At 37.7% G+C, this 14,811-nt stretch carries 7 protein-coding genes; all 7 read left to right on the forward strand.

Features of this window, described 5'->3' with window-relative positions; genetic code table 11:
- Positions 1–318: 318 nt before the first annotated feature.
- The 7 genes from HC965_RS16330 to HC965_RS16365 all read left to right on the forward strand — a co-directional run bounded on the left by HC965_RS16330 (position 319) and on the right by HC965_RS16365 (position 14,774).
- Positions 319–2,046: a glycoside hydrolase family 43 protein gene (locus HC965_RS16330; RefSeq protein ID WP_191032453.1), complete on the forward strand. Its 1,728-nt coding sequence runs from the start codon at positions 319–321 to the stop codon at positions 2,044–2,046.
- A gap of 158 nt (positions 2,047–2,204) precedes the next feature.
- Positions 2,205–3,632 (forward strand): DUF1593 domain-containing protein, encoded by a 1,428-nt coding sequence (locus tag HC965_RS16335; RefSeq protein ID WP_223854922.1) that lies wholly within the window; start codon positions 2,205–2,207, stop codon positions 3,630–3,632.
- A gap of 673 nt (positions 3,633–4,305) precedes the next feature.
- On the forward strand, positions 4,306–5,637 hold the full coding sequence (locus HC965_RS16340; protein WP_191032454.1) for a glycoside hydrolase family 43 protein: 1,332 nt from the start codon (positions 4,306–4,308) through the stop codon (positions 5,635–5,637).
- 88 nt (positions 5,638–5,725) lie between these two features.
- Positions 5,726–7,111 carry a glycoside hydrolase family 43 protein gene (locus HC965_RS16345; RefSeq protein ID WP_191032455.1) on the forward strand — a complete coding sequence of 462 codons (1,386 nt, stop codon included), beginning with the start codon at positions 5,726–5,728 and terminating at the stop codon, positions 7,109–7,111.
- A 662-nt stretch (positions 7,112–7,773) separates the two neighbouring features.
- Positions 7,774–7,980 carry a glycoside hydrolase family 97 N-terminal domain-containing protein gene (locus HC965_RS26875; RefSeq protein WP_191032456.1) on the forward strand — a complete coding sequence of 69 codons (207 nt, stop codon included), beginning with the start codon at positions 7,774–7,776 and terminating at the stop codon, positions 7,978–7,980.
- Between the two features lie 1,031 nt (positions 7,981–9,011).
- Positions 9,012–10,706 carry a glycoside hydrolase family 43 protein gene (locus tag HC965_RS16360; protein ID WP_191032457.1) on the forward strand — a complete coding sequence of 565 codons (1,695 nt, stop codon included), beginning with the start codon at positions 9,012–9,014 and terminating at the stop codon, positions 10,704–10,706.
- A gap of 87 nt (positions 10,707–10,793) precedes the next feature.
- Entirely contained in the window at positions 10,794–14,774 is a 3,981-nt protein-coding gene (locus HC965_RS16365) for a two-component regulator propeller domain-containing protein (protein WP_191032458.1), read from the forward strand.
- Positions 14,775–14,811 lie beyond the last annotated feature (37 nt).

Consider the following 14,811-nt stretch of genomic DNA (forward strand, 5'->3'; position numbering starts at 1 on the left):
CGTTGCTTTAAAACCAACGGGGTCTTTCTTTTAAAGGAAAATGAGCTTTTGATAGTATCTGATATTCAGTCTTTTACATAAGGAGAGATAAACGTGTTGAAGGCTTGGCTATATTAGGTAGTGCAGTCATTTATCTTACCATTTTTCTAGTTTAGAGGCCTTTTGTAACACCAAGAAAGAATTATGTTACGTGTATATGATAAATGTAACCTCCATATAGAAGCCAGTAACGTGATTGTTAGACATCGTGAAATCAAATCGATACATTTGCAAACACTACTATGGAACAGGAAATTATAGAAAATGAAAAGTTATAATATGAGAACATTAAAAATGATTTTGTCAGGCTGGCAATCAGTAAGCTTAGTCGTATTTATTATGCTGTTTTTTAATATGGAGGTAAGTGGCAAGGGTAAAATAACGAAAAATGCTCCTGTCTTTACGCAATTTATTTATCAGGGGGAGGATGCTATTTATCAAAATAATCCTTTAAAGCCGGGTGAGTTTTACAACCCTATTTTGCAGGGTTGCTATCCCGATCCGAGTATAACGCGGAAAGGTAATGATTATTATTTAGTGTGTTCATCCTTTGCCATGTTTCCCGGAGTGCCCATTTTTCATTCTAATGATCTGGTGAATTGGAAACAAATCGGTCATGTGCTCGACAGAACCTCACAATTGAAGGTTGAAGATTGTGGTATCAGTGCAGGTGTATATGCTCCTGCAATAAGATATAATCCGAATAATGATACGTTTTATATGATAACCACTCAATTTTCCGGTGGTTTTGGAAATATGATAGTAAAGACTAAAAAACCGGAAAATGGCTGGAGCGATCCTATCAAACTTCAGTTTGACGGCATTGACCCTTCTATCTTCTTCGATGATAACGGTAAGGCTTATGTGGTACATAATGATGCTCCTCCTCATGGGGAAGAGCGTTACTCGGGACATCGTGTTATAAAAATATGGGAGTATGATGTGGAGAATGATCAAGTGGTTCCGGGTTCGGATCAGATCATAGTCAACGGTGGAGTCAATATTGAAGAAAAACCGATCTGGATTGAAGCGCCTCATATTTATAAAAAAAATGGACGTTATTATTTAATGTGCGCGGAAGGAGGAACTGGTGGCTGGCATAGTGAGGTGATTTTTGTGAGCGATCATCCTAAAGGGCCTTACCAGCCTGCAAACAGCAATCCTATTCTGACTCAACGTTATTTCCCTGCCAACAGAGAGAATAAAGTAGACTGGGCCGGTCACGCGGACTTAGTGGAAGGACTGGACGGTAAATATTACGGTGTATTTTTGGGAATACGCCCCAATGAGAAAAGCAGAGTAAATACAGGACGTGAAACTTTCATTCTGCCGGTGGATTGGAGTGGAACATTCCCTGTCTTTGAGAATGGACTGGTACCTATGAAACCTACCTTGAAAATGCCTTTGGGAGTAGAGAATCAAACGGGCAAAAATGGTTATCTGCCTAATGGGAATTTTGTGTTTGACGATGATTTTTCAACGAAGGCGTTGGACTTTAGATGGATCGGACTTAGAGGTCCTCGTGAAGAATTCGTAGATATGACAGGCAAAGGTTTACGCATCATTCCTTTCATGACCAATCTTAAGGAAGTGAAACCGACTTCTACCTTGTTTTACCGTCAGCAGCATAATCATTTTACCGCCACGGCAACAATGGAGTACAGACCTAAAACAGAGAAAGATTTTGCTGGTATCACTTGCTATCAGAGTGAGCAATACCATTATGTCTTTGGTATGACTAAAAAAGAAAAAGACTATTATCTGATATTGGAAAGAACGGAAAAGGGACAAACGACAGTTTTAGGTGAAGTGAAAATAGAGACGGAACAACCTGTGACGCTACAAGTGACAGGTAAGGGAGATGAGTATCGTTTTGACTATTCGACTGACGGGAAGGCGTTTACCAATGTAGGGGGAACCGTTTCCGGTGATATCCTTTCTACAAATGTAGCGGGAGGATTTACGGGAGCGATGATTGGTCTGTATGCAACATCTGCCGGTAATTAATTAGAAAAATATATCTTCTTTATTAGTTTCTCTCACTGTAAATGTGCTGAATTAAAGTAAAATACATAAATGGTATTGTATATAAAATTATCAATTTTATTCATGTGGAATTAAATAAGTTAATGGACATTATACGAATAATCATAAATTAAAATATTATGAAGATTTTTTCTGAAATATTTATCGTACTGTTGTTTACTCCTTTTATGTTGCATGCAAATGTGATGAATAGCAATAACAGAAAACAAAAGGATAAGCCGCGTATCGTCGTACTGACCGATATTGCGCCAGGCAATATTGAACCGGATGATATGGAATCAATGATACGCTTATTGGTACATTCTGATTTGTTTGAGATTGAGGCTCTAATAGCTACAAGCGGGTGGAATAATAGTGGTGGAGATTATCCGCGTGAATGGATGGATAGTTTGCTAGTATGTTTGAGTGCTTATGAAAAGGACTTGCCAAACCTAATGAAACGATCCGGGCAAACATCATTTCTGTCGTTGGAAGAAGAGGAAAAATCGCAGAAGATAGGTTATTGGCCAAGTTCTGTCTACTTGCGTAGTCGTACTATGTCAGGCAGTCAGGGATTGGGTTTTGCAAGAATAGGTAGCAATAACGATTCTGAAGGTAGCGATTATATCATCCGGCTTTTGCAAGAGAACGATAATCGCCCGCTGTGGATATTGGCATGGGGGGGAGCTAACACACTGGCACAGGCTGTTTGGAAAATGCAACAGCAGTATAGCGAAACTCAATGGAAAGGTATGATGGAGAAACTGCGTGTTTATACTATTACTGACCAAGATGTGGGTTGGGGAGAACGGAACAACCATCTCATCAGTTCGCACTACTGGCTGCGTAAAGAGTGTGGTAAATCGCTTCGTTTCATTTGGGATGAGAGTGCTTGGCTGACACAGAACGAGATAGGTAGCAAGAATTGGAATGAATATGCTAAACACATACAGGGACATGGGCACTTAGGTCGTATTTATCCTAAAAATAAGTGGGGAGTGGAAGGAGATACTCCTTCATTCCTTCATGTAATGCCTATGGGACTGAATGACCCGTCTGTTTTTGATCATGTAGGTTGGGGAGGCTTTTTTCAATGGGGATTGAGTGCGGATGGTGAAACCTCGTGTTATACTAACATTGATCCAGAAGTGAAGCGCATATCACGCAAGTATGAAGAGTATTTTTATCCTGCAATTTTTAATAACTTTGCTGCTCGCATGGACTGGGCAAAAGATGGTAAAGGTAACCGTAATCCCGTTGTTTATATTAATAAGAATAGCCAACCGGACATTATAGATCTTGCAGCTAAAGCCGGAAAGAAACTGGTAATTAATGCTTCAAAGTCGTATGATCCTGATGGTGATGTTTTGCTGTACAAGTGGTGGGTACTGCCCGAGGCCGGTACATATAAGAAATCTGTAGCTCTTGAAAATGCAGATGCTGACAGGGTGACAGTAACGGTACCTGGTGATTTGGGTAGGGAAACAATACACCTCATTCTGGAAGTAACTGATACGGGTACGCCTGCCTTGACAGCATATCGGAGAATAGTGATAACAGTACGCTGAAATAGTAAACATTAATTCTATAATGATGAAAATATATTGTATATTCTGGAGAGATGGAAAGGCAATTTCTGTAAAATTTTAAATCAAAGAGACACAATTCCGTGAGCAGAGATAGAGAAGGGAATAAAAATAATATGATCTGGTTTAATGCCCCGCATTGGAAATACGAGGACTTTTTCTTTTATGAATTTATGCCTTACATCGAAACTCATTATAGATAAAGTCAGATAATAAATATCGTTCAATAGCTGGATACTCGATGGGAGGGCATGACTGGTGCTATTGGCGTATAGCGTTGCGTGATGCTATCGTATATGTTTCGCAAAAAATGGAATAATAACAGTACTATTTATGAAAAACCGGTATAGGCTGGAACGATTTCTTCATTTACGGTATATGAGGGTGAGGGGGACAATTATAATTATGAAAAGGGGAAGTCATCAAGTTTTGAAATGAAATAGGATGATAAAAATAACATATTGACCCTTTCTGATTGTAAAGGTAAATATCCTGATATGCCTGTATGCCGCAGACTGAAGTTAGTAAAGGTTGATAAGAAATCAGGAACAGATGTAGAAGAAAATGTCGATGGAAAGGCCGTTGAATATAGAGGAAAACATCTGAAAATAAAAATATGAAATAGTAGAATCTAAAACCATTTAAAATAAAGAATATGAGAAATTTAAAATTCCTAGGTGTGTCGTTCCTATTGGCTATGGCTGCCGCCACTTCGGGAGTGGCACAAAATCCTATTATCCAGACAAAATATACTGCCGATCCGGCTCCGATGGTATATAATGATACAGTTTACCTTTATACCACTCATGATGAGGATGATGCCGAAGGATTTAAAATGCTGGACTGGCTGCTCTATACATCCACAGATATGGTGAATTGGACCGATCATGGAGCGGTTGCTTCTTTGAAAAGCTTTAATTGGGTGAAACGCGATAACGGTGCCTGGGCGGAACAGGTGATTGAACGTAATGGTAAATTCTATATGTATTGTCCGATTCATGGTAATGGCATCGGTGTGTTGGTGGCAGATTCTCCTTATGGTCCTTTCAAGGATCCTTTGAACAAACCGTTGGTGTGGCAAAAGGAGCATTGGGACGATATTGATCCTACCGTGTTTATTGACGATGACGGACAAGCTTATATGTATTGGGGGAATCCGAATGTTTACTATGTGAAGCTGAATGAGGACATGATCTCGTATTCAGGAGAAGTTGTAAAATTGGCTAATAAGCCGCAACATTATCAGGAGGGACCGTGGGTGTATAAGCGTAACGGGCATTATTATATGGCTTTCGCTTCGACTTGTTGTCCGGAGGGGATTGGTTATGCGATGAGTGATAAGGCTACCGGACCATGGACTACAAAAGGATATATTATGAAACCCACAGAGAGATCCAGAGGTAATCATCCGGGAATTATTGATTATAAAGGAGATTCTTATGTGTTTGGACTGAATTATGATTTACTTCATCTTGAGACTTTCGATCATAAGGAACGCCGTTCGACATCTGTTGCAAAAATGTATTATAATCCGGATGGAACAATTCAGGAAGTGCCTTATTGGCAGGATACAAAATTGGATCAAATAGAAGATTTCAATCCTTATCGTAGAGTGGAAGCTGAAACAATGGCTTGGGGATATGGCTTGAAGACCGGAAATTTTGAGAAAGGCGGTTTATATGTGACAGATATTGACAATGACGAATACTTGTGTGTGCGGGGTGTTGATTTTGGAACAAAAGGGGCGAAGAAGTTTAGTGTCAGTGCCGCTTGTGTTGAAAAAGGAGGAAAAATAGAAATTCGTTTGGACAAGGTGGACGGTCCGATAGTTGGTAGTGTCAGCGTTTCGCCTACAGGAGGAATGGATATCTATAAATTGATGTCATGCCGGATTAAGGAGGCTAAGGGAGTGCACGACCTTTATTTTTGCTTTCAAGGAGAGAAAGGGAGAAAGCTTTTTAATTTGGATTATTGGGAGTTTAAATAACCTCAATGCTATAAGAGTAACATCTCCTTTCGGTTGATAGGAGATGTTGTTTGAAGGAGCTCATATATCAATTTTAATATTAAACAGTATGCGAATGAAATCTAAATTTGTGGTGGCGGCATTGCTGCTCTTGGGGACTTTGCCGGATAATCTATCTGCGCAAAATCCGATTGTGCAAACTTGTTATACTACAGATCCTGCCCCTATGGTACATGATGGTACTTTGTATGTCTATACAGGGCATGATGAAGATAAGGCCGACTTTTTCTGGATGCAGGAGTGGCGTGTATATTCTACCAAAGATATGGTGAATTGGACCGATCACGGTTCTCCCCTTGCTATTGAATCCTTCGATTGGGCGGACGACCGTGCCTGGGCAGCACAGTGTATCGAGCGTAATGGAAAGTTTTATTGGTATGTCTGCCTGCACTCTAAACTGACCAATGCCATGGCAATCGGGGTAGCAGTTGGCGATACTCCTCTAGGGCCTTTTAAGGACGCTATCGGTAAACCGCTTCATGATGGAAGCTGGGATTATATTGATCCTACTGTATTTGTGGATGATGATGGGCGTGCTTATTTATACTGGGGGAATCCGAATATCTATTATGCAGAACTGAATGAGGATATGATTTCACTTAAAGGTGAAGTTACTAAACTGGAACAAACTGTTGAGAGCTTCGGTGCACCTAATCCAGAAAAGCGTATCAAAGATATAAAATACAAGGACAGCTATACTGAAGGTCCGTGGCTTCATAAACGGGAAGGAAAGTATTATCTTCTTTATGCAGCTGGAGGTGTACCCGAGCATATTGCTTATTCTATGAGTGACGGACCTCTTGGCCCATGGAAATATATAGGTGAAATCATGCCTTTACAAGATACGGGCTCATTTACTAACCATTGTGGAGTAATAGACTACAAGGGTAATTCTTACTTTTTCTATCACACAGGTAAGTTACCGGGTGGCGGAGGTTTCGGACGAAGTGTGGCGGTAGAACAGTTCAAGTATAATACAGACGGCACATTTCCCATAATTAATGCTACCCGGGAAGGGGTATCACCGGTAGGTACACTCAATCCTTACGAACGGGTAGAAGCTGAAACAATTGCATTCTCGGAAGGTGTAAAGTCCGAAATTAATGCAAAAACAGGGGTGTATATTTCTGAAATTCATAATGGTGATTATACGAAAGTACGCGAAGTGAACTTCGGTGATAAATCTCCCAAACGGTTCACTGCTACTGTGGCCAGTGCTCTGCGTGGTGGCGTACTTGAAGTACGTACTGATAGTATAAGTGGACCATTAATTGCAGAACTAGCTGCTCCTACAACGGGAGGTTGGGAATGCTGGAAGACCTTGCAGACTGATATTGTAAAACCAGTCACAGGAATACAAGATGTTTATTTTGTATTCAAGGGACGGAAAGGTTGTAAGTTGTTTAATTTTGATTGGTACAAGTTTGGTAAATAATTATATATAGAGCAGTGGGCTACTCTTCTTTGTTGCCCAACTGCTCTTTCGTATACATCGAAGGTGGCATTCCATACAGTACCTTAAGCGTAGGTGAAAAAATATTGGGATCGGTAAATCCTGTCAACGTAGCTATTTCGGAGATGAACTATTGTTTTTCAGACAATAATCGTGATGCTTCTTTCAGGTGTAATGGATATGTTGTAACATTTCCTGATGCATTCTATAGCGGTGTCTAATCTGAATAATAGTGATAACAGGCAATAGATGTTTTTTTTGAATCTGCGGAAACGAAAGTGTTGGGCTCTGTTTTATAGATAAATAATCATTTTTTTATGCTTCCTACATAAATGTAGGCTTATATGTCTTTGTAAATATTGTCGATTGATTGAACTAGTGTATAATTCGTTGTCTGTAGTGAACAGTTTGTTGGATTGTCCATGACATAGTAATGACAATAAGGTGCCCAGTATATTTTTCATAGTCTTATTATATTATTAGCAATCTTTGTAGCCTTATTTTCTCATAGCTCGAAGATAAATGATACGGTTTCTCCTAATGGAAAACTAAAGATTACGGTTTTAGCCATGAAAAATAAATCCTACAGTGATGTGGGATTTAGAATAGAATACAAGGATAAATGTATTTTATCCCATTAAAAATTGGGATTAGAAACTAATAGTCGGATTTACGCTGGTAATTTAAGACTAAAATCTATCTCGGAGGCCCGCTTGGTGATAGATGATTATAAAATGATAATCGGTAAGCGCAGGCATTGTGTAAATGAAGCTAACGAACAAGTTTATTATTTAGAGAATGACAAGCAACAAGAGATAGAAATTACTTTCAGGGTGCATATGATGGTATAGCTTTTAAGTACAGGCTTACTACAGATACACCTGAAGAATATATCATAAATTGGTTCATAATCAATCCCTAGTTGTAAATTGGTTATATCTATTTTTTTCAATTATAATAAGAGGCAGGTATGTTGTCTTTTTTATTGCATCATCTGGTGGGAATGAAAGCTTTGATTTGATGTACTTTCTGATTTTCCCATTTAGGTTTTTAATGAGATTTGTGGCATAAATGGTTTATCTGATTTCAAGTGTAAACTGGAAAAATATAGTTAAAATCCTCTCAATTATTTCTCCCTGACAGGATTGCATAAGGATACTTACTATCCTATTTCATTTCCGGATTATTCAGTTTGGTAGGCACTTCTTAATGGGATGTATTATAAATATTCTTCATATCAGTTATAAACACCTTTTGATCTTTATGAACGACATACCTGCAGGAATTCCTGATTTGATGAATTACGTATATTTGAGGGAGGATTGAGGGAGAATGGTTCGGATTGCATCAGTAAGGTCATTCAAGTTTCCATGCAGATAATAAGTATATCATGTATTCCACGGGCTTTCATATTTAGGTATAATAATAGTCGCAAATGCGCTATTGCAATCATGAGGAATGTCAATCACTGATTCACAGTGTTTGGTTTGAATCTTCTTGGGGACTTACCATTACGGGAGTAGCCGTTGTTAGTCCTGATACAGGATTTTTCTGATAACCTAAATGAGCGTTCAGTTCACCTTCGGTCATTTTCTCCAATATTTGCACATGGAACTACTTGAGGAACTTACTTGCATCGGCTTCCGTTTTTAAACTGGCTAGAGAAATCTTTGTTCAATACCTCATCCGGCACTACTTTGTTACGTTCTGATATAATCTTAAGCTTTTTACAGTCTTTTGTAAGAATGAAACGAATCTAAAATAAAATGTAACATCGGTTTACATTTTGAAATATGTATGTAACACTGTATAATGTACTTTGTTATAATGGTTTGTATCTTTGGATGGATTTTAAAGGATATAATTAAATAATAAAAGTACCATGAAAATTTTTCAAAAAATATTGTTTACAGTAGTGCTGATAAGTAATGTTTCAGTGTTGCCATCACAGAATGTTGCCGTGTTTGATGAATTTCTGTATAAAGGCGAGAGTCAAGAGGAAATTACAAAGAACCAGTATCTGAATCCTATACTCCCTGGCTGTTATCCGGATCCTAGTATTTGTCGGGTGGGTAAAGATTATTATTTGGTTAATTCAAGTTTTAGTTATTATCCGGGAGTGCCGATCTGGCATAGTACGGATCTAGTTCACTGGACTCAATTAGGCTATGTGCTCAACAGACCTTCGCAGCTGTTAATTAAGAACAGCAAGATGTCTTGGGGAGTATATGCTCCTGATATAAAGTATAATCCTCATAATAAGACATTTTATATGATAACTACGGGTACAGGGTATGGTAGTACTACTTATGTAAAAACAGATGACCCGAAGAAATGCAATTGGAGCGATCCAGTAGCACTTCCCTCTGTGAAAGGCATTGATCCGAGCTTCTTCTTTGATGAAGACGGAAAGGCATATATCTTAAACAATGAACCTCCTGCATATGAACCGTTATATGATGGGCATCGTGCAATATGGATACGTGAGTTTGATTGGAAGAACGACCGGGTTGTCGGAGAACCGAAAGTTGTGATTGACGGTGGTCTGGATATCACTAAGAAACCTTCTTGGATTGAAGGTCCTCATTTGTATAAAATAAAAGGGAAATATTATCTGATGGCTGCGGAAGGAGGTACAGGACCCAATCATCGGGAAGTGATTTTAACCTCTAATTCTCCGATGGGGCCTTTTACTCCTTGTTCTATTAACCCCATTCTAACTCAAATGGGGCTTCCGTCCGATAGAAAAGACCCGATTACTTGTGCCGGACATGCCGATTTAGTTGAAACGGAAAACGGGGAATGGTTTGCTGTGTTTCTAGCAGTCCGTCCTTATCAGAACGGACATGAAAACACGGGGCGTGAAACTTTTTTATTACCAGTAAAATGGAATGATGAACAACCGGTAATATTGGATAAAGGAAAGGAGGTTCCTTATGTCGTAGATATGACTCCTGAAATGAAAGAACTGTCAAAATTAAATAAAATACAGGGATATGATCCTTATGCTTCAGCTTTACTATGGACTTCTGAGGGATTGTCGAAGGAGGCCACTTTTATTCGGACACCAAAGGATGAATTTTTCCGAATACAGCGTGATGGTAAATTAATCTTGGAGCCACGGGAAGTGTATATTGACCAATTTGGTAATCCTTCTTTCATTGGACGTAGGGTGAATAGTAAAAAGTTCTATGCCCAAACAGCTTTTGTTTATTCTCCTAAAGAAGAGTTGGATTTTGCAGGAATGGTTTGCTTTCAAAATGATTATTGCTATATTCAGTTTGGTAAGACGATTAATGACAGGGGGGATATGATTCTTTCTTTGAAATCATATAGTGGGCGTGGTAAGAAAGAAATCAAAGATAAATATGAATATCATTTATCTGCTAAGGAGAAAAAACAAAAAGTCAAATTGAAAGTTGAGGCTCTGACTCCAGATGAATATACATTTAGTTATGCGTTAGGCAAATCAAAGTCATGGCAAGTGTTAGGAAAAGTAAAATCAAGCCTTTTGAGTACAGCTACTGCCGGAGGCTTTACAGGTACTACAGTCGGGGTGTATGCGGCGGGACGATAATCTATATAAAGTCTTAAAATAGAATGAATGTGCTCCAACTTACAAAAAAAATAGTTTATTTGCAGAATGAATAAAATATAGATTACTATGAAAAGACTATTATCATTGATGGTTATTTGTTTGGTTGGATTTACTCAGGTGGTAGCAGAGAATATATTGTTTTATGATTCCAAGCAATTGACGTGTGATCTTGTTACATCTATCTGCCAAGATAAAGATGGTTTTATATGGATTGGGACTGACTATGGTTTGAATAAATTTAATGGAACGCAGTTTACCCATTACTATAGTAATCCTAAAGATAGCACTTCTTTGTTAGATAATTCTGTTAAGACGTTAATGCTTGATAAGGAAGGAACCTTATGGATTGGCAGTATTGGTGGGTTACAGTATTATGTGCCGGAGGAGAATATTTTCAGGCATATTATCTTTGATGAGGCTGTCCCATTACATGTTAAGAAGCTTGTTCAGTTGCGCTCTGGTGATATTTGGGTAGCCTCTTCGGGAAAGGGATTGTTTTGTATTCCTAAAAATAAAAAAGTAGCAGTGCGGATTACGAATATTCCCAAAGTTTCGGACTATCATCGTTACGGTTCTATTTATGAAGATGAGAAAGGTATAATTTGGATCGGAGTGGATAATGTAGGATTATTGTGTTATGATCCGTTTACTAACACGAGTAAAATATATACAAATACTGATATTAAGGGTGGTTCTATAATTTCTTCGATGACTGAAGATTCTGTGGGTAACTTTCTAGTCGCTACTACTACCGCAGTTTGCCGCTATGATAGGGAACATGACAAATTCATTGAAATAAAATCCAATGAGAATTGGTTACCAGCCCGTTCTATTATAACTGGTAGGAATGGAATAAGTTATTTAGCTACTTATGGAAAAGGTTTGAAAGTGGTTTCGTCCGATTTGACAGAATTATATTCAGAGTCGGTTTCACTTCCATTTTTTGATTTGAACTATGCCAAAATATCAATTATTTATGAAGATCGCGATATGAATTTATGGTTGGGATGTTACCATAAAGGTGTAGTGATGATTTCAAAAGAATCTACTCCGTTTCATTTTTGGAATGTTCCAGAGCGAGATTATCCGACAGCAAGTGTTGTTACGGTTATTAGTAAAGATAGAGAAGGCAACATACTGGGGGGAGTGGAAAATGGGGGTGTTTTTCAAATCAATTCAAAAGGTCATATTGTTGGTCATTTATTTGAGAAACAGACATTTTCTTCTATATATAAGGATAATAAGGATAATTTATGGTTCGGGGGAAGATATTGTGGCATTTTTATGGAGGAACCTAGTGGAAAAATGGTCTCCTTATTCCCGGAAATAAAATCAAAAGAGCTTAAAAGTATAATTGGTGATGATAAAGACAATTTATATTTTTCTGTTTATGGTACTGGGTTTATGCAGTATCATGTACCTACACAGACTGTCACTAATTATAAGAGTTCCTTGGGAGGATTAAAAAATGACTGGATTAATACATTTATGTATAGTTCTAAGAATCTTTTATGGATAGGGCATTGCTACGGTATAGATTGTTTTGATCCCCAAACTCGGGTTTTTGAACATTTGTCTGCAGAACTTAGTGGCTTTATTACTTACTCATTATTAGAAGATGTTAAAGGTAATATATGGGGTGGCACCAGTAAAGGACTACTCTGCTATAATCCATTGGAAAAGACTCTAAAACATTATGGTGTGGAAGATGGTCTATCTAATAATTTTGTATATGGATTGGCGGAAGATGAACATGGAAATATCTGGTGTAGTACTTTGAAAGGAATTAATCTAGTGAATGTAGATGAAAACAGGATTGTATCTTATTATTCTGAACGCGGCCTTGTTGATAATGAGTATATGCCGGGAGCCAGTTATCAGTCTATGAATGGAATGATTTATTTGGGAGGAATAAAGGGGATAACTTACTTCCATCCTGATAGTATTGTTCGGCAGCAGAAGAAACTAGAAGTTATGTTATCCAATATCTACCTTGGTGGTGAAACAGTAACGGTAAGGCAAAAGTCAAGAAAATACTCTATTATTGAGACTGTTGCAACACAAACAACTGATATAAATTTAGCCTACGAAGATAATACATTCACGCTTGAATTTTCTACGCTAGATTATAAGAATGTGGATAATATATTTTATGAGTACCGTATTCGGGAATATGGGAAAGAATGGACTGCCACTCAACCTGGTGTTAATCAGATTACATACAATCACTTAAACTCCGGCAATTATACATTCGATGTGCGTGCCTGTGAGAATGGCCAATATAGTCCGGTGAAGGAACTTCGTATTCATATTGCAGCACCTTGGTGGCGATCTGTTCCTGCTTATATTTGTTATATATCATTGTTGCTTATCGCCTTAGGACAAATCTATTTAATGATAAAACGTCGTCATCAGAAAAATTTGAATGAAGAAAAAATTAAGCTTTTTATAAATCTTTCTCATGAGATACGTTCACCAATGACTTTAATTATTAGTCCGTTAGAAAATCTCTTAAAACGTGATTATGATCCTGAAACAATGAAGCTATTGCGTTTGATGCAGAAGAATGCTAATAGAATAGTCAATCTGATGAACCAATTGTTGGATATACGTAAAATTGAAAAAGGTCAACTGCGTATACATTGTAGGGAAACAGATATGGTCAGCTTTATTCAGGAATTGGTTTCTTTGTTTGGTTATCAGGCACAAATGCGGAATATTAACTTGCTTTTTGAATATGACAAGGAAGTGATGTTGGCTTGGGTTGACCGTAATAATTTTGATAAGGTATTAGTGAATCTTTTATCAAATGCTTTTAAATATACGCCAGATAATGGTGAAATTAAAATATGTTTGCATGAAAAGGTTGACGAACGTACAACAGGTATCTTATGTCATTATATGGAGATAGAAGTGATAGATAGTGGGACGGGTATTGATACTAATAAACTTGAGAAAATATTTGAACGCTTTTATCAGGCTCCCAATAATTCAAATGGAAGTTTGGGATTTGGTATAGGATTAAATTTGTGCCGCATGATTGTCAAACTGCATCATGGTATTATTTATGCCCGTAATCGGGAGGAAGGTCAGGGCAGTAGTTTCATCATTTGTTTGCCGTTTGGAAAGGAACATCTGAAAAAGAATGAACTGGCGGAGGAAGATGGAATAGTTCAACGAATAGCACCATCGGCATTTACAATATCTAGTACAGAAGAAGATGAAATTGCCAAAACGAAATATCATAAGACAAATAACAAAATCGTCATAGTTGATGATGATGATGAAATACGTAACTTTTTAGAGGCGGAGTTGGGGCGGTTCTATAAGGTTTATGTTTGTCGAAATGGTAAAGAAGGACTGCAAACCATATTGAGGTACCAACCGGATCTTGTCATTTCTGATGTTATTATGCCTGAGATGGATGGGATTTCTTTGTTGAAAGTACTTCGTACAAATCCGAATATCGGCCATATACCAATAATTTTGTTAACGTCAAAAGCAGATTATAAAGATCGTATACAAGGATTAAACAAAGGCGCTGATGTATATTTGGCTAAACCATTTAATATAGAAGAATTGAGGGTGCATATAAAGAATTTGATTGAAACCCGGCTTTTATTGAGAGGAAAATATTCAGGTGCCCAAGATCAGGAAGGAAAGATTGAGTTTATAGAAAATAAGTCTGGGGATGAGCGTATAATGGAACGTGTAATGAATGTCGTTAATAAATATATGGCTGACTCTGATTTTAATGTAGAGATGATGGCTAAAGAAGTGGGATTGAGCCGTGTTCAGCTTCATCGTAAACTTAAAGACATAACTGGTGTTTCAGCTTCGGTTTTTATCAGGAATTTGCGTATGAAAAAAGCGGCTATCTTGTTGAAAGAACGTAAATTGAATATAGCAGAAGTTGCTGATGCTGTAGGGTTTGATAATCAGGCAAACTTTTCTACAGTCTTCAAAAAACAGTATGGAGTAACTCCTACAGAATATATTGAATCATCTCGAAATATGGATTTATTTCTTGGAAAAGAAACAGAATAAGCAGTGGGGAATCATTTTAAAAAAGGATTGAAACATT

The sequence above is a fragment of the Bacteroides sp. GM023 genome, assembly GCF_014750685.1.
GTDB lineage: Bacteria > Bacteroidota > Bacteroidia > Bacteroidales > Bacteroidaceae > Bacteroides.